A 16,621-nucleotide genomic window follows, 5' to 3' on the forward strand; every position below is an offset into this window, starting at 1 on the left:
CACAGTAGTTTCACCGATTGGCGACGCGGGCTCAGGAGAGGGTATGGCGGTCAAGGTTCTGGTAGTGGATGACTCAGGTTTTTTTCGCCGCCGGGTGACGGAAATTCTCGCGGGCGACCCGCAGATCCAGGTTGTGGGCACAGCAACCAATGGCAAGGAGGCTATTGAGCAGACGCTATCGCTGCGGCCAGACGTTATCACCATGGATTATGAGATGCCGGTGATGGACGGTATCACCGCGGTCAAGGAGATCATGCAGCGCTGTCCTACGCCGGTGATCATGTTCTCTTCGCTCACGTATGAAGGTGCTCGTGTCAGTCTTGATGCCCTTGATGCTGGCGCCGCCGATTATCTACCCAAAAATTTCGAAGATATTTCTCGCAACCCGGACAAGGTCCGGCAGTTGTTGTGCGATCGCGTTAACGCACTTGCCCGCACCAATCGTCGATCGCTGGGTCTCAGTTCTACTCCGGTAGCGAGCCCTGCTCCCAGCCATACCAGTAGTAGTGTTGCTCGGCCCGTGACGGGGTCAACGACTGCTGCGAAACCGGCTGTCGCCGCACCGCGCAGTAGCCCGGCGCCGCGCAAGCGCAGCTACAAGCTGGTCGCTATAGGTACCTCTACCGGTGGCCCCGTTGCCTTGCAGAAGGTGCTGACCCAGCTGCCAAGTAACTTCCCGGCTCCTTTGTTGCTTATTCAGCATATGCCTGCGGCTTTTACCAAGGCATTTGCGGAGCGTCTTGACAAGCTATGTCGTATTTCCGTGAAGGAAGCCGAGGATGGCGATATTTTGCGTCCTGGCCAGGCACTGTTGGCGCCAGGCGGCAAGCAGATGATGCTTGATGGTCGTGGCGTTGTACGCATTCTCCCTGGTGACGAGCGGCTAAATTACAAGCCTTGCGTCGATGTCACCTTTGGCTCGGCTGCCAAGGCTTTTCAAGACAAGGTGCTGGCAGTGGTACTGACTGGCATGGGCGCTGATGGCCGAGAGGGCGCGCGCATGCTCAAGCAGGCCGGCAGTGCGGTCTGGGCGCAGGATGAGGCCAGTTGCGTTATTTACGGTATGCCTATGGCTATTGCCAAGGCTAATCTTGCCGACGGTGTTTACAGTCTGGATGAGATTGGGCGTTATCTGGCAGAGATTGGCTGATGGATATCCTCAGCATCATCGGCATCATCCTGGCTTTCGTCGCCATTATCGGTGGTAATCATCTCGAAGGCGGTCACGTTTCCGCTTTGCTGAACGCCCCTGCCGCGCTGATTGTCATCGGGGGCACCCTGGGCGCTGCCTTCATTCAGACACCCTTGACGGTTTTCAAGCGTGCGCTGGCTATTCTGCGCTGGATTGTCTTCCCGCCCTCAAGTCGTTTGCGTGAGGGAATTAGTCAGATTATCAACTGGAGCACGATAGCGCGTAAGGAAGGCCTGCTCGGGCTGGAGGCACTGGCTGATGTCGAGTCGGATCCTTATGCCCGTAAAGGGTTACAGTTGTTGGTTGATGGCAGTGAGCCTGAGGCGCTGCGCAGTATTCTCGAGGTCGAGCTGATGACTCGCGAAAACCACGATCTCATGGCGGCCAAAGTCTATGAAAGTATGGGTGGGTACTCGCCAACCATTGGTATTATTGGCGCCGTAATGGGGCTGATTCATGTAATGGGTAATCTGGCTGATCCGTCAATGCTGGGCTCTGGCATTGCCGTTGCTTTTGTCGCAACTATCTATGGTGTTGCTCTGGCGAATCTTTTTCTGATTCCGGTAGCTCACAAGTTGAAGGCGGTAGCGATGCAGCAGTCTCGGTACCGTGAAATGCTACTCGAAGGCCTTATGTCGATTGCTGAAGGGGAGAACCCGCGCTCCATCGAAATGAAGCTCGAGGGCTTCCTGGACTAGCTGGAGAGAGTAATGCGGCGACGTCGTCAGGAAGAACATGAGAATCACGAGCGCTGGCTGGTTTCCTACGCTGACTTTATCACGCTGTTGTTCGCTTTTTTTGTCGTTATGTATTCCATTTCCTCGGTTAATGAAGGCAAGTACAAAGTGCTGTCTGACACCCTGGAGGGCGCGTTCAACCAACCTCCGCGGGCAATAGACCCCATCCAGGTTGGACAAGAGAAGCCGCGCGGGGTTGGCACCCAGGACAACAGCGGAACCCAGGCGGGACAGCAGGCTGATGGACGCGACGCGCTGCAGGATATTACGCAGGCAATGCAGCAGGCCTTTGGTGAGCTGATTCAATCCGGTGAGCTAGAGGTTCGTGGTAACGAGCTCTGGGTTGAAATCGAGCTGAGTTCGGGTTTGTTGTTCCCTAGTGGGGATGCTTTACCACTGGATGCTGCATTTGGTCTGGTGGACCGGATCGCCGACATACTGGCGCCCTACGAAAATCCGGTGCATGTTGAAGGCTTTACCGATAATGTCCCCATGCGTTCTGGCAACTACCCGACTAACTGGGAGCTTTCTGCAGCGCGGGCCGCGAGTGTGGTGCGCATGCTGAGCAATGGCGGTGTCAATCCTGACCGTTTGGCTGCGGTAGGCTATGGTGAATTTAGGCCAGTTGCCGATAACACGACTGCAGCAGGCCGAAAAGCGAATCGTAGGGTCGTGTTGCTGGTCTCTCGTTTTCTCGATAAACGGCATGAGCCTTACGGCGGGGAGCCGGGCTCCGTCAATGCAATGCGTGAGGCCCGTAGTGACGTTGCGGCACCTGTGAACACGGTTAATTCATCTGGCACGGGTTCTGCATCGAACTCTACTCCTTAGCTGTAATAGATCTGGATAGTCAAAATGTTGTCGTTTATCACGTGTCATCGGGTCTATCCGAACAGGAATGCCCCCGGAGGTGAGCTATGAGAGTCTGGGCAGTAGCCAACCAGAAGGGTGGGGTGGGCAAGACTACCTCTGCTGTAGCGTTGGCCGGGCTTTTGGCGGACCAGGGGCAGCGTGTGCTGGTGGTGGATCTTGATCCCCACGGCTCTATGACCAGTTATTTCGGGCATGACCCTGACCAGCTCACCAGTAGCGTATTTAATTTATTTCAGCACAATGGGCAGGTGCCTGAAGGCTTGGCATCGGCGTTGTTGCTTGATACCTCGCATCCCAATATTCAGCTGCTCCCCTCCAGTACTTCGCTGGCGACGTTAGAGCGGCAGTCTGCGGCACAGGGCGGTTACGGGCTGGTTATTTCTCGCGCGCTGGCTCAGCTGTGGAACGATTTCCAGTTTGTAATTATTGATAGTCCACCGTTGTTGGGTGTGTCCATGATCAATGCTTTGGCGGCCAGTGAGCAGCTGATTATTCCGGTGCAAACCGAGTTTCTGGCTCTTAAGGGCCTGGAGCGTATGGTGCACACATTGAACATGGTCAATCGGTCACGAAAACAGGCGCTGCCTTATACCATCGTTCCTACCTTGTTTGATCGTCGTACTCAGGCCTCGCTCAGCACGTTGCGCATGTTGCGGCGCGATTATGCTGACCAGCTTTGGCAGGCTTATATCCCGATTGATACCAAATTGCGCGACGCCAGTCTGGCTGGTCTGGTGCCTTCGCAGCTAGATAGCAGCGCGCGCGGTGTTTTGGCTTATCGCGCGCTCCTGCGTTATTTACTGGCGCAGAGCCTGTCGCGAAGCGAGCAGGTAGCCTGAACACGGTCAGGTTGGCTAATGCTTTAATCTTCGCCGCCGATATACTGTTAAGGTCAGCAATTGCTGAGGCTTCAGACAAACTAATGACGACGCAGGTGTTATGAGTAAATCCAGATTGCCGGTGCAGGAGTTCGTGCCGGAACAAACCATTCAGCATTATCTGGATGCGCTGCTGCAGGATGCGGCAGAGGAACTCGCGCGAGTTGAAGTTGATCCTAGCGTTCAGCCTGTTCAGGCCGCGCCTGTGCCCGTGGTAGAGGCCCGCAAAGCAGAGGCCCCCCAGCGCCTGCGAGACAATACGCCGTCAGTTGTCGAATCTGTGCCAGCGGTGTCTCAGCCAGAACCAGAGACTTCTATACCTGTGCCGGCAGCCAGCGCGGCCTGGCGCGAGCAGTCTTTTGAAGCCTTACTCTTTGATGTGGGTGGCTTAAAGCTCGCAGTGCCGCTGGTATCATTGGGCACCATCTACCCGCTGGATACCGAAATCACGCCATTGTTTGGCCAGCCCGATTGGTTCCTGGGCATAATGGCGACCCAGGCGGGCAATCTTAAGGTGCTGGATACCGCACGTTGGGTCATGCCGGAGCGTTACAGTGAGGAATTGAAGGACAGGCTGGCTTTTGTCATCTCAGTAGAGGGTTATGACTGGGGGATGGCCGTGCACGGTGTGCATCAATCCATTCGGTTGCAACCGGAGCAGATTAAATGGCGTTCGCAAGAAAGCAAACGTCCTTGGTTGGCCGGTACCGTGATTGATCATATGTGTGCCTTGCTGGATGTGTCTGCGCTGGCTAGCCTGATAGTAAAGGGTGTTGCCGCGCAGAAATCTGGTAATGCCGCATCGCCAGCATTAGGATAACTACACTGGCTTCTGGCTACTGAGTCAGAACCAACATCCGGCGTCCCAGGCTGCTGGATCGCTATCAACGATGATCGGGAAGCAAGATAATGAAAAATAATTCGGGACAAGGTAGTGAAGATCCGATCCTGCAATGGGTTACCTTCCGCCTGGATAACGAGAGTTATGGCATCAATGTTATGCAGGTGCAGGAAGTGCTGCGCCACACCGAGATTGCCCCCGTTCCGGGTGCGCCATCCTATGTGTTGGGTATCATCAATCTGCGTGGCAACGTTGTTACCGTTATTGATACCCGCCAACGTTTTGGACTGACGCCTGCACCTATTACTGACAGCACGCGTGTGGTGATCATCGAGGCTGACAAGCAGGTGGTGGGTATTCTGGTTGATAGCGTGGCCGAGGTGGTTTATCTGCGTCAATCCGAGATCGAGACCGCGCCTAATGTGGGTACCGATGAGTCTGCCAAGTTCATTCAGGGTGTATGCAACAAGAACAATGAACTGCTGATTCTGGTCGATCTCGAAAAGATGATGACTGAGGATGAGTGGGCTGAACTGTCCGGATTTTGATGGCGATGAATGAACCTTGGCTAGTGCTGTTGCTCGGCAGTGTCCTGGGCCTGGTTGTAGCTGCACTGATTGTGCTGTTCGCCAAGGTTCGTGCTCTGCCGATGGAAGTTCGGCTCCAGTCAGAGCAGCTCCGTCTGCGCCAGGAGCAGCTGTCGCGTGATGTTGCGACTTTTCAACAGGGCAGTATTCGTATGGGTGAGGAGCTGACGGCACTGCGGCTGCAGCTCAAGCGGCTGGAAGACAAGCAGCTCAAGTTGGAAACCCATGACCCGCAGTCGTTGCCCTATAGCCAGGCCGCTCGCCTGGTTGGTATGGGCGCTAGCATAGAAGACCTTACTCAATCGTGCGGGCTTTCCAAGTCGGAAGCAGAGCTTTTCGTAAAGCTGCACGGCGTCGGACGTAATTGAGGGCAGGCTTTCACCATCCCGTTGGTAGCTTGTTACAGCATTCTTATTTTGAGCCCTGATTCGGCTGATCATGTTTTAGCTGCTTGGGCTTCGGCTGGCCGCCATCGGGGTCGAATCCCGCTGGGCGTTTTCCCTTCAGGTACCAGGCAAAAGCAATGATTTCCGCAATGGTGCGATAGAGTGCCTCAGGTATCTGGTCGCCCAACTCCAGTTGCGTGAGCATCCGAGCCAGGTCCGCATTCTCGTAGATGGGAACTTCGTAGTCTAAAGCGAGCTGAATAATCTGTTCGGCGAGTTCGCCTTCGCCTTTGGCGGTGAGTACCGGCGCTTTCTCCCCGTCGTAAACCAGGGCGATGGCTTCACGTGAATTGCTCATCAGGTTACCTCGTCAATCCAGGTTTGCTGCAATGCTTGGCGAGGTGGTGGCGGGGAACCGCGATGGCAGCTCAGTTCACCTACGTCCAATCCTTTTGCCAGCAGCCGGTCGCGCAGCTCGGACATTTGTGTATCCAGCAGGCTTAGGGTCTCCGCCCGCTCGGCCCAAAACTCGGTGCTAACTTTGTCTTTTCGCAGCCTGGCAATAGCTTGCATGCTGCCGAGCTCATCCAGGTTAAATGAAAGCCTGACTTCCCATTGGGCTACTGGTTCGGCCTGTTGCTTGGCATCGGGCGGCGGGTTGTCGCGCTGTATACGCATTTGTACGTGGCTGAACTGATGGCCGTCGCGCAGCGGAATTTCCAGCTGCCAGGTCGTCTGTGTGCTGCCATCGGAAAAGCTCTGGGTTTGCCCCAGACTCTGAAGCTGATGATGCTGTATTCGTGACAGCAGGGCCGCCGTCAGGCGCAACAGGCTGCCAAGATCATTGGCCTCTCCCAGTGCTTGCAAGGCGCGGGTTGGCAGGGGAAACAAGCCAGCCTTGAGCTGCTGTTGCGTGGCCGCCTGGCTGGCTTGCTGCCATGGCCCTTGAGGGGGATTTAGCGCGTTCAGGCTGCTGGGCGGCAACTGTTGCTGCAGGTTGATCAATAGACTGACCAGGGTGCCCTTGAGGTCGACGCCGGCCAGGGGCTCGTGTGTTCCGGGCGGCGTTGAAAGACCTGACAGTAGAGGAAGTAGTTTATCCAGTGCGGGCATGATTCGCTGCGCTGCGGTATTTAGTTGGCTGCCAGCGTCTGTGGTCCCGGAGCCAGCGGGCCCGATATCTTGTTTGGCGGTGGCTTGAGCGATCAGAGAGTCAGCCAGCTTGGCGAGATTGGGTTCGAGAAACAGGCCGCTCTGCTTTATTGCATTGGCGACGCCGTTAGCGGTGGTTAGTTGTTGCGGTGTGGTGATCTGCTGCAGCACATTGCTTATTGCCTGATGCAAGGCTGGCACCGCGGGCAGCCCGCGTGGTGACGCTTGCAGCTGATCCAGGCGTTTCAGCAGTGGCTCGCTGGACGCTTGATTCTGCAAGGTGTCACGTAATCCTTGCAGCAAATCCAGTTGGCGCTGTTGAGCGCCGCTGGCTAGTACGCGTAACTCACCTTGTGCTCCTACGCTGGCATTGAGCTGAGTGCCGGGCTCTACCGGTTGATTGCTGGTCAGCTTCAACAGGTTACCCATACCGGCGCCTTGAATGATTTTGGCCAGCAGGGCAAAGGCAACCTGTTTGCCCGCAGCGTCGTTAACGGGTTGCTGGCTCAGTACCTTGGCTTGTACTGCGCTGCCTGGCGGAAATTGAGTAGGGTCCAGGCGAGTGAGTGGCTCAGTGGTGGCTGCGGTGCCGCTCGGTTGCAGTACTGCCAGAAGCTGCGTTTGGCTCACCGCTTGAATCAGCACCTGGGTGCCGGTAGTGAACGGCTGCGGGCTGGTCGTCTGCAGCGTGGCCGGGACTCCGGTGTCAGCGCGTGCGATGCGCAGCATCACATCAAACTGTCCGCCAGTGCTGGTGCTCGGGTTACTTTGCACCACTTCGGCAGGTACCTTGGCGCCAGCGCCAAGTTGCAGTGCGTCAATTGGCCGCAACAGCTGTAAGGCCACACTGATTGCCTCTGCGCTACGCGCGCTCGGCGCCGCAACAGGCGTGGTTGGCGCGCTGGGCGTTATAGTGCTGGTTGGCGGTAGGCGAAAATCCGGGCTCATGTTGTCACATGTTGATGTAAATCGAGGTCCCCCGGGCAAGGGGGGCATGTATAATGGCGCCCCTGAGAACGGGCTCTTAAGCCCGCTTCTGGCGGCTATTGCATTGAGTATAGCGGCCAGCATGCCGTAATCATGAACGCAATGGTATCGGTGCGATATAGCCTGTGTCTGGAGTAGCGGTGAGCAAGCAGCAGATCGACGTCATCGAGCTGGCCTGTGAGCGGGATGAGCGTGAGCTTTTCTCCGCGGTCTCCTTCTGTCTGCAGCCAGGAGACGTCCTGCAGGTTGCGGGCCCGAATGGCGCGGGTAAAACCAGCCTGCTGCGCATTATGGCGGGTTTGATGCCCGCTACCGCCGGCGATATCAGCTTTGCCGAAAAGAGTATCCTGTCCGGTAGCGGTCGAGAGTATTGGCGCCGCAATCTCCTCTATATTGGTCATGCTCCCGCCGTGAAGTCTGCGCTGACAGCGGAAGAAAACCTTAGCTGGCTCTGCGCATTGACCCGGCCGGTCAGTAGCGAGGCTATCTGGCAGGCGCTCGATCAGGTGGGGCTGCGCGGTTTTGAGGATGTGCCCTGTCGCCAGCTTTCTGCCGGCCAGCAGCGCCGCGTTGCATTGGCACGTTTGTATTTGCCGGGCGCACCGATATGGATTCTCGATGAACCTTTTACCGCGCTGGATCAGGCTGGCGTGCTCACGCTGGAGCAGCACATTATGAGCTTTGCCGCGTCCGGCGGCACTGTGGTGCTAACGACCCACCATAGTCTGGCGCATGTTGCCGGCGTGCGGCGGCTGGAACTGGGGCGGGTCAACTGATGCGACAGATGATCTGGCTGTTACTCAAACGCGAATGGCAATTGACCTGGCGCCGCCCCGGCGATTTGCTCAACCCGCTCATTTTCTTTGCCATGGTCATTACCCTTTTCCCATTGGCGGTCGGGCCGGAGCCACAATTATTGCAGCGCATGGCGTCGGGCATTATCTGGGTAGCGGCGTTGCTGGCGACCTTATTGTCTCTGGATGGCCTGTTTCGCAGTGATTTTGAAGATGGCTCGTTGGAGCAGTGGGTGCTGTCACCACACCCACTGACGCTGCTGGTGTTGGTCAAAGTACTGCATCATTGGTTGATGTGTGGCCTGTTACTGGTACTGTTGGCGCCGGTGCTGGGTTTGATGCTCGCGCTGCCCTGGTCGGTTATGCCAACACTCTGCCTCACGCTCTTGTTAGGCACCGCCGTTTTAAGTTTATTGGGCGCAATTGGCGCAGCACTGACCGTCGGTTTGAAAGGCAGTGGCAGCATGCTGCTGGCACTGTTGATACTACCGCTTTATATCCCCGTGCTGATTCTTGGTACGGGTGCGATGGACGCTGCTTTGCAGGGGTTACCGGTATTGGGTTATCTGCTCTGGCTTGGCTGCCTGGCGTTATTGGCTTTGAGCCTGGCGCCACTGGCAATAGCAGCAGGTTTGCGAATTGGCGTGAGTGAATAGGCGCGGAGACTGACAGCGAATGAGCTGGACATTTTTTCACAAACTGGGCTCGCCCAAATGGTTCTACGAGATCAGCGGAAAACTGCTGCCGTGGCTTGCGCTGGCTAGTGTGTTGCTGTTGGCTATTGGCGTTGTCTGGGGCTTGTTTTATGCGCCCGAGGATTACCAGCAGGGCAATAGCTTTCGCATCATTTACATCCATGTGCCTGCCGCTATTCTGGCGCAATCATGCTACATGATGCTGGCTGTGGCCGGCATAGTCGGCTTGGTCTGGCGCATGAAGCTGGCTGATGTAGCGCTGCAGTGCGCGGCGCCCATTGGTGCCTGGATGACCTTCGTGGCGCTGATCACTGGCTCAATCTGGGGTAAGCCGACCTGGGGTACTTATTGGGAATGGGATGCGCGCCTGACGTCCATGCTTATTCTGCTATTTCTGTACTTCGGGATTATTGCGCTGCGCATGGCGATCAGTAATCGGGATACCGCCGCCAAGGCTACTGCGGTGATGGCGATTGTTGGTGTAGTGAATATCCCGATCATCAAATACTCGGTTGATTGGTGGAATACGCTGCATCAGCCGGCCACGTTTACCATGACTGAAAAGCCCGCGATGCCACCGGAAATGTGGTTGCCGCTGCTGGTGATGGTGATCGCTTTTTACGGCCTGTTTGCGCTCAACCTGTTGCTGCGCATGCGTCTTGAAGTGCTCCGCCGTGAGTACAAGGCGCGTTGGGTCCGCGAGATTCTGGAGAAAAGCTCATGAGCAATTTGCCCGATGTTCTGGCGATGGGTGGTCATGGTGTGTATGTCTGGTCTGCCTACGGGATTACGGCGACGGTTCTGATTCTGTTGTTCCTGCCACCGATACTGGGAAAGCGTCGGTTGGTTCAGGCTGAAGCACGCCGACGTCGGCGGGAGGGTATGTAATGCATCCGTTGCGAAGAAAACGCCTGATTTTGATTTTGCTGGTGATCATTGGTGTGGGAGCGGCTGTCGCGTTGGCGCTGTCGGCCCTGCAGCAGAACATCAATCTGTTTTATACGCCCAGTCAGATTGTGGCTGGCGAGGTGCCCGGTGACGCCCGTATTCGCGCCGGCGGTATGGTTGTCGAGGGGAGTTTGACACGCGCCAAAGATAGTCTGGATGTGCACTTTGATGTTACCGATGGCACGCACGTCGTAACTATCGCTTACAGCGGTATTCTGCCTGACCTGTTCCGTGAGGGGCAGGGGATAGTGGCGCTGGGTCGGCTGGATGCCGAGGGCGTATTGCAGGCTGACGAGGTGTTGGCCAAGCACGATGAAGAGTATATGCCGCCTGAAGTGGCCAAAGCCATGAATGACGCCAAGGCCAAGAAGGCTGCCGATGGCGCCCCGGCCAGCAATTACTGAGGTGGAGATCGTATGATTCCCGAGCTTGGGCAAGTTGCCCTGATTATTGCCCTATGTCTGGCGCTGCTGCAGGCAACGGTCCCGCTGTATGGCGCCTGGCGGGGTGACTCGCTGGCCATGAGCTTTGCGCAACCAGCGGCCATGGCCCAGTGCCTGTTTGTATTCTTCGCCTTTCTGTGTCTGGTGCAGGCGTTTGTCAGCAACGACTTCAGCGTGACCTATGTAGCACTCAACTCCAACTCTGCACTGCCCTGGTACTACCGGGTTAGCGCGGTATGGGGCGGCCATGAAGGCTCCTTGCTGTTGTGGGCACTGATTCTTTCTGCCTGGACCTTTGCGGTGGCGATCTTCTCGCGCGATTTGCCCGAAGATATGTTGAGCCGCGTGCTGTCTATCATGGGCATGATCAGTGTTGGCTTTTTGCTCTTCATGTTGATGACCTCCAACCCCTTTGATCGTCAGCTGCCGTTTCATCCAGCAGATGGTAATGACCTCAACCCGCTGTTGCAGGATTTTGGACTCATCGTGCACCCGCCGATGCTCTACATGGGGTATGTGGGCTTTTCGGTTGCCTTTGCCTTTGCTATTGCTGCGCTACTCGGCGGTCGTCTGGATGCCGCCTGGGCGCGCTGGTCACGGCCATGGACCATCGTCGCCTGGGCGTTTCTGAGTCTGGGTATCGTGCTCGGCTCCTGGTGGGCTTATTACGAGCTTGGCTGGGGTGGCTGGTGGTTCTGGGACCCGGTAGAAAATGCCTCTTTCATGCCGTGGCTGGTGGGTACTGCACTGATCCATTCGCTGGCAGTGACCGAGAAGCGTGGTGTGTTCAAGAGCTGGACGGTGCTGCTGGCCATTGCCGCTTTCTCGCTGAGTCTGCTGGGTACCTTCCTGGTGCGGTCCGGCGTGCTCACCTCGGTGCATGCGTTTGCGACCGATCCTGAGCGCGGTGTGTTCATTCTTGGCTTCCTGCTGGTTGTGGTGGGCGGTTCACTGTTGCTCTACGCCCTGCGTGCTCCGGTGGTTAAAAGCCAGATTGGCTTCGCCTGGAACTCGCGTGAGGCACTCTTGCTGGTCAATAACCTGGTGCTGGTGGTTGCGGCGCTGATGGTGCTGCTGGGTACGCTTTATCCGCTGATCATGTCGGCCTTTGGCAGTCTGGTATCGGTGGGTCCGCCTTACTTCAATGGCATGTTCCTGCCGCTGATGGCGATTCTGATGTTAGCCATGGGCGCGGGTATTCTCAGCCGCTGGAAAGAAACGCCGTTGAGTTGGCTAACCGGCCAGTTGAAGTGGGTGCTGTTACTGGCAGCAGTCGGCGCCGTCGGCATCGCGCTATGGATTGGTGATCATCTGTTCGCCGTTGGCAGCATGCTGCTGCTGGTGCTCTGGGTAACTGGCGCGAGTGTGCGCGACATCCTGCACAAGACGCGCAACAAGGGTTTGCGCAAGGGCTTGCGTGCGCTACCGCGCAGTTACTGGGGCATGACGCTGGCGCACCTGGGTATCGCTGTGTGTGCGGTCGGGGTGATCGGTGCCAGCCTGTTCGATAATCAGCGTGACCTGCGTATGGCGCCGGGCGACAGCCTTGAGCTGGGCGGTTATGAGTTTGTCTTTGAGGGTGTGCAGCACCGTGAGGGCTCCAACTGGGTGTCTGATCAGGGGCGGGTGCGGGTGATGCAAGGCGACAGTCAGGTCACCATGCTGTATCCGGAGAAGCGCTTGTACAAAGTAAAAAATCAGGTGATGACCGAAGCGGGTATCGACGCCGGTTTCACCCGTGATCTGTTTGTTGCCATGGGCGAGCCGCTGGAAGGCGATGCCTGGGCCATCCGCGTGCACATCAAGCCGTTTGTGCGCTGGGTGTGGCTGGGCGGCTTGCTGATGATGGCGGGCGGCTTGCTGTCGGCCAGCGACAAGCGCTACCGCCTGAAAGTGCGGCAGCGCAAGTCAGCGCCGCTCAATGCCGAGGAGGCTGTCTGATGCGCCGGCTATTACTGATTGTTCCCTTTCTGCTGTTTCTGGTGCTGGCTGGGTTCTTTTTGCGCGACCTGCTGAGTAAGGAGGAGGGCAAGAACGAATTGACGCTACCTTCTCCGCTCATCAATCAGCCGTTTCCCGCATTTAATCTGCCATCGGTACAGGATGCGCAGCAACACGTGTCACGCGATGATTTGCTCGGCAAGCCTGCGCTGGTCAACATCTGGGCTACCTGGTGCGTCGCTTGCCGAGTTGAGCATCCGGTGTTGAACAAGCTGTCTGCGCAAGGCGTGGTTATTCATGGCGTCAACTACAAGGATGACAACGCCGCTGCGCAGAAGTGGCTGCGTGATTTTCACAACCCCTACCAGTTGAATATCAGTGATACCGATGGCCGTTTAGGTCTTGATCTGGGCGTCTACGGTGCCCCCGAGACCTTTCTCATCGATGCCCAAGGGATTGTTCGCTACAAGTTCATTGGGGTGATCGACGAGAAGGTCTGGGAGCGCGAACTTGCTGCTCGTTATCAGGCACTGGTTGATGAGGTGAAACCATGAAGCGCTGGCTGGCAGGTCTGACCCTGGGTGCTGTGCTACTCAGTGCGCAGGCAGCAGTCGATACCTTTGAATTTTCCTCGGAGCTGGAACGCGAGCGCTTTTACGCCATCAGTAGCGAGCTGCGCTGCCCCAAGTGCCAGAACCAGAACATAGCGGACTCGGATGCGCCTATCGCTCATGACTTGCGTAACGAGGTTTATCGGTTACTGGAAGACGGCCGCAGTGATGAGGAAGTGGTCGATTACATGGTCGCGCGCTATGGCGATTTTGTGCGTTATCGACCGGCGTTGAACGCCGAAACCCTGGTGCTTTGGTTTGGCCCGGTGTTTTTCCTGCTCGCGGGTTTTCTGGCGGTGTTCATGCTGGTTCGCCGCCGTCAGCGTGCTGCTAAAGACCCGCTGGACACTATCTTGACCAGTGAAGAGCAACAACGGCTGGATCAACTGCTGGAAGAAAAGAAGAGTCAAAATGATTGATTTCTGGTTAATAGCCGCCGCCATGGTTTTACTGGCGGTGGTAGTCGTCGTCTGGCCGTTGTGGCGCAGACGTAGCAATGAGCGGGTTGATCGTACTGCGCTGAATGTCGCGCTGTACGAAGAGCGAGTGGCTGAACTGCAGGCACAACAGCGCGCTGGTGAATTGACCGAGGCGCAGGTACAGAGTGCCCAGCAGGAGGCCAGTCGCTTGCTGCTGGAAGATACTGCTGCAGCCGATGCCAAGCGTGCCCCGTTAACTCGGGGGATCAAAGGTGTATTGCTGCTGGCGGCGGTGGTAATGCCGCTGGCGGTTGTCGGCCTGTATCAGGCATGGGGTAATCCGGACGGTCTGGCGCTGTACCGCGAAATGCAGGACACCCCACAAGTGAGCAGCGTTGAAGCCTTGATCGATCGTACCGAGCGGGTGGTTGAAGTACAGCCAACCAACGGCGAAGCCTGGTATATGCTGGGTCGTGCCTATATGAGCGCGCAGCGTCCAGCCGACGCTGTTCAAGCTTTTGGCAATAGCTTGAACCAGTTGGGCGAAGCGCCAGATGTATTGGCGCAATTGGCCCAGGCGCGTTACTTCGCCAATGGCAATCAGCTTGATCCAGAAGCGGTGGCTGCGCTGGACAAGACCCTGGAGCTGCAACCCAATAACCCGACTGCCTTGGGCTTGCTGGGCATCGCTGCATTTGAGGGCGGCGACTATTCAGGCGCGATTGGCTACTGGCAGCGTTTGCTGCAGGCAACTGAGCCGGGCAGTCAAGGAGTCGAGGCTATTCAGGGCGGTATCGATCGTGCTCGCGAGCGTCTCGCAGCCGCGGGTGGTACGCCGCCGGCAGCAGTGGATGAAGGGCCGTCAATCAGCCTCAGGGTTAGCGTAGCGCCTGAGCTGATGGCACAGCTGGATCCCAACGCCAGTGTGTTCGTCTTCGCTCGTGAGCCCAATGGCCCACCCATGCCGCTTATCGCCAAGCGGCTGACGCTATCCCAGTTGCCACTGGATATTATCCTGACCCAGGCTGATGCCATGTTGCCCGGCGTCACGCTCAGCGCTGAACAGACGCTGGAAGTAGTGGCGCGTGTTTCGCCCACAGGTGATGCTCGCCAAGGCACTCATCTGGGACGGCTGGATGATGTGCATGCTGGCAGTGGTGAGCAGTTGGAGTTGGTTATCAACCAGGCCGCTGACTAACCCGGGCTAACTGCGCGGCGCCCATGATCGCTCTGTCGGATACCGGCAGGGCGATTTTTTTTGCGTGAACCTCACGTTAGTGTGTCAGTCAAAATATCTGTGTTACCTGAGACCAGCTCCCGCGTGGCGGGCGCTGGCAACCAAAGCGGCTGATGGGTTCTGCCGCTGACAGCCTGTTTAGCAGGCAGGAGAGGTGGGAGATGCTGGTTTCAATTCCCTTTGCCGACGACCGGGTGGTTGGTTTTCGTATTGAAAGCAAAGTCACCACTGAGGTGCTGGACCAGGCCATAGCGCTGATTGAGGTCGCGCTAGAAAAACACGACAAGGTCAGGCTGTATGTCGAGATGCCAAGCTTTGACGGCATCACCGTGGAAGCTTTCTATAAAGACATCAAGTATGGCTTCAGTCACTGGAGCCGTTTCGAGCGTGAAGCAGTGGTCACCGATAAGCGCTGGATGGAAACCATGGCTAGCCTGGCGGATACGCTGTTCAGCTCGATTGATGTGCGTGTGTTTCGGTCTGATCAAACAGACGAGGCGCGCGACTGGGTGCAGGCCGGTTGAGCGCCTGAGTTCAGTCTTGCTGCACCTCTGGCAGGGTGAACGCCAGCAGCGCTCCGAGCAGGCCGATACCTGAGAGCAGGAGTAGCATTCCGCTCGCGCCGATGAGCGAGCTGAGCAAGCCGAACAAGCCGGTTGCCAGCAGAATCAGGCCGATAGCGCTGTTGCCTACCGCGACGTAATCCGTGCGTTTGCTGCCGCCCGCCATATCCAGTACATAGGTCTTGCGGCCCACGCGCACGCCGCTATGGGCAATGCCGAGAATAAAAAAAGCGACAGGAAACAGCCAGGCCTGCAGGCTATCTGGCAGTACCGATAGCTCATGCAGGGCAATCACCAGCGGCCCGAGCAGGCTGGCCATAAAGGCGGCACGAATCATCACCTGCTTGCTCGATGTGTCCGACATCCGCCCCCAGACCATTGCGCTCAAGCTGCTCGCCAGGCCGTTGGCCACCAGAAAAGCGCCGAGCATGCCAAATCCGGCGTTGATATCCTGCGCCAGAATGACGTAATAGGGCGCGGATAGCGCCGAACACAGCAGCAGCGCACGGGTTATGACAAAACGGCGAAAGGCTTTGTCATCGCGCAGCAGGCTGATGCGCCCAATAGCTTCGCTGATGCCATTGCCGCCACCGTCCGTTGCCCCAGGTGCTTCATCGATTGTTTGATAGACCAGCGCCGCGAGTACCCAGAGCAGAGCCGAGGCGGCAAGCAGGACGGCATAGAACAGCATGTCATCATCCTGAGGTGGCCAGATCAGGCAGTAGACACCGAAGGCCAGCGCGACCCACCCGGACAGACTGCTGGCCAGGCCATTGAGGCGGCCACGACGGGTCTTGGGAACCGTCTTGCCAATCACGTCCTTGCTGGCGACAGAGCAGAGGCCGCGTGCCAGGCTGAAGATGATCAGGCAAAGAATGATCAGGCCGCCAGCCAAGGCACCTTCAGTCGCCCAAGCGACCGCGCCCATCGCCAGCAGGGCTGCAGCCTGCAGCAGACTGCCGAGTATCCAGGTGCCTTTACGATACTTGAAGCGGCGCACATAGGAGGCAATAAGCAGTTGCGGCAGCATGGAGCCGGATTCGCGGATCGGCACCAGCCAGGCTACCAGCGCCACCGGCGCGCCCACCACGCCCATCAGCCAGGCCAGGGTGGTTTTCGGGTTGGTCAGCGTGTCGCCAAGACTGGTCAGGGTGTTGGCCAGCACTTGCCGGAAGAAGTTCTGCGGCACGTTGGTGCAGGCACCGTCCGGGATATCCTTGCACACGCGCGCATCTTCTTCATTCATCAGCTTGCTGTACAGGCCGTTAAGATCAGGTTCCAGTGACATGGTGCGCGGTCTTCTCCGGTGGCTATCGACGTCGGCGCAAGAGTTTGCC

The 16,621-nt window shown here is 57.3% G+C and carries 20 protein-coding genes; 17 read left to right on the forward strand and 3 right to left on the reverse strand.

The annotated features are described in order from the left end of the window. Nucleotides 1-43 precede the first annotated feature (43 nt). The 7 genes from EF096_RS02070 to EF096_RS02100 all read left to right on the forward strand — a co-directional run bounded on the left by EF096_RS02070 (nt 44) and on the right by EF096_RS02100 (nt 5,476). Complete coding sequence (locus tag EF096_RS02070) at nt 44-1,150, forward strand: protein-glutamate methylesterase/protein-glutamine glutaminase (protein WP_123887935.1); 1,107 nt, start codon at nt 44-46, stop codon at nt 1,148-1,150. Beyond that, the gene (locus tag EF096_RS02075; protein ID WP_123887936.1) at nt 1,150-1,890 is read left to right on the forward strand and encodes a flagellar motor protein; all 741 of its coding nucleotides are present in this window, start codon (nt 1,150-1,152) and stop codon (nt 1,888-1,890) included. Before EF096_RS02070 ends, EF096_RS02075 begins: the two co-directional genes overlap by 1 nt. A 12-nt stretch (nt 1,891-1,902) precedes the next feature. Continuing rightward, complete coding sequence (gene motD, locus EF096_RS02080) at nt 1,903-2,760, forward strand: flagellar motor protein MotD (protein WP_123887937.1); 858 nt, start codon at nt 1,903-1,905, stop codon at nt 2,758-2,760. Nucleotides 2,761-2,846: 86 nt separating this feature from the next. Further along, a complete protein-coding gene (locus EF096_RS02085; RefSeq protein WP_123887938.1) occupies nt 2,847-3,641 on the forward strand; it encodes a ParA family protein in 795 nt (264 codons plus the stop codon). 100 nt (nt 3,642-3,741) lie between these two features. Continuing rightward, a complete protein-coding gene (locus EF096_RS02090; RefSeq protein WP_123887939.1) occupies nt 3,742-4,500 on the forward strand; it encodes a CheW domain-containing protein in 759 nt (252 codons plus the stop codon). Between the two features lie 89 nt (nt 4,501-4,589). After that, nucleotides 4,590-5,069 carry a chemotaxis protein CheW gene (locus EF096_RS02095; RefSeq protein WP_123887940.1) on the forward strand — a complete coding sequence of 160 codons (480 nt, stop codon included), beginning with the start codon at nt 4,590-4,592 and terminating at the stop codon, nt 5,067-5,069. Then, complete coding sequence (locus tag EF096_RS02100; RefSeq protein ID WP_235869598.1) at nt 5,069-5,476, forward strand: DUF2802 domain-containing protein; 408 nt, start codon at nt 5,069-5,071, stop codon at nt 5,474-5,476. Before EF096_RS02095 ends, EF096_RS02100 begins: the two co-directional genes overlap by 1 nt. Nucleotides 5,477-5,519: 43 nt before the next feature. On the opposite strand, the gene EF096_RS02105 is transcribed toward EF096_RS02100, so the two are convergent. Beyond that, nucleotides 5,520-5,852 (reverse strand): EscU/YscU/HrcU family type III secretion system export apparatus switch protein, encoded by a 333-nt coding sequence (locus EF096_RS02105; protein ID WP_123887941.1) that lies wholly within the window; start codon nt 5,850-5,852, stop codon nt 5,520-5,522. Continuing rightward, a complete protein-coding gene (locus EF096_RS02110; RefSeq protein WP_158611224.1) occupies nt 5,852-7,594 on the reverse strand; it encodes a flagellar hook-length control protein FliK in 1,743 nt (580 codons plus the stop codon). The genes EF096_RS02105 and EF096_RS02110 overlap by 1 nt, the downstream gene beginning before the upstream one ends. 179 nt (nt 7,595-7,773) lie before the next feature. On the opposite strand from EF096_RS02110, the gene ccmA reads away from it, so the two are divergent. The 10 genes from ccmA (at nt 7,774) to EF096_RS02160 (ending at nt 15,245) form a co-directional block, all read left to right on the forward strand. Then, the gene (gene ccmA, locus EF096_RS02115; RefSeq protein ID WP_123887943.1) at nt 7,774-8,409 is read left to right on the forward strand and encodes a cytochrome c biogenesis heme-transporting ATPase CcmA; all 636 of its coding nucleotides are present in this window, start codon (nt 7,774-7,776) and stop codon (nt 8,407-8,409) included. Nucleotides 8,410-8,417: 8 nt separating this feature from the next. Then, a complete protein-coding gene (gene ccmB / locus EF096_RS02120; RefSeq protein WP_123887999.1) occupies nt 8,418-9,083 on the forward strand; it encodes a heme exporter protein CcmB in 666 nt (221 codons plus the stop codon). Between the two features lie 19 nt (nt 9,084-9,102). Beyond that, the gene (locus EF096_RS02125; protein WP_123887944.1) at nt 9,103-9,846 is read left to right on the forward strand and encodes a heme ABC transporter permease; all 744 of its coding nucleotides are present in this window, start codon (nt 9,103-9,105) and stop codon (nt 9,844-9,846) included. Further along, the gene (ccmD, locus tag EF096_RS02130; protein ID WP_123887945.1) at nt 9,843-10,010 is read left to right on the forward strand and encodes a heme exporter protein CcmD; all 168 of its coding nucleotides are present in this window, start codon (nt 9,843-9,845) and stop codon (nt 10,008-10,010) included. Before EF096_RS02125 ends, ccmD begins: the two co-directional genes overlap by 4 nt. After that, nucleotides 10,010-10,474, forward strand: a complete 465-nt coding sequence (ccmE, locus tag EF096_RS02135; protein ID WP_123887946.1) for a cytochrome c maturation protein CcmE — start codon at nt 10,010-10,012, stop codon at nt 10,472-10,474. The genes ccmD and ccmE overlap by 1 nt, the downstream gene beginning before the upstream one ends. Nucleotides 10,475-10,486: 12 nt before the next feature. Beyond that, complete coding sequence (locus tag EF096_RS02140) at nt 10,487-12,454, forward strand: heme lyase CcmF/NrfE family subunit (protein ID WP_123887947.1); 1,968 nt, start codon at nt 10,487-10,489, stop codon at nt 12,452-12,454. Further along, a complete protein-coding gene (locus EF096_RS02145; RefSeq protein ID WP_123887948.1) occupies nt 12,454-13,008 on the forward strand; it encodes a DsbE family thiol:disulfide interchange protein in 555 nt (184 codons plus the stop codon). Before EF096_RS02140 ends, EF096_RS02145 begins: the two co-directional genes overlap by 1 nt. After that, nucleotides 13,005-13,484 (forward strand): cytochrome c-type biogenesis protein, encoded by a 480-nt coding sequence (locus EF096_RS02150; protein ID WP_123887949.1) that lies wholly within the window; start codon nt 13,005-13,007, stop codon nt 13,482-13,484. The genes EF096_RS02145 and EF096_RS02150 overlap by 4 nt, the downstream gene beginning before the upstream one ends. Next, complete coding sequence (gene ccmI / locus EF096_RS02155; RefSeq protein WP_123887950.1) at nt 13,477-14,682, forward strand: c-type cytochrome biogenesis protein CcmI; 1,206 nt, start codon at nt 13,477-13,479, stop codon at nt 14,680-14,682. The genes EF096_RS02150 and ccmI overlap by 8 nt, the downstream gene beginning before the upstream one ends. A 200-nt stretch (nt 14,683-14,882) precedes the next feature. Next, nucleotides 14,883-15,245: a SpoIIAA family protein gene (locus tag EF096_RS02160; protein WP_158611225.1), complete on the forward strand. Its 363-nt coding sequence runs from the start codon at nt 14,883-14,885 to the stop codon at nt 15,243-15,245. A gap of 10 nt (nt 15,246-15,255) precedes the next feature. On the opposite strand, the gene EF096_RS02165 is transcribed toward EF096_RS02160, so the two are convergent. Further along, on the reverse strand, nt 15,256-16,572 hold the full coding sequence (locus EF096_RS02165) for an MFS transporter (protein WP_123887952.1): 1,317 nt from the start codon (nt 16,570-16,572) through the stop codon (nt 15,256-15,258). Nucleotides 16,573-16,621: the final 49 nt, after the last annotated feature.

This window comes from Pseudomonas neustonica (assembly GCF_003797945.1).
GTDB lineage: Bacteria > Pseudomonadota > Gammaproteobacteria > Pseudomonadales > Pseudomonadaceae > Halopseudomonas > Halopseudomonas neustonica.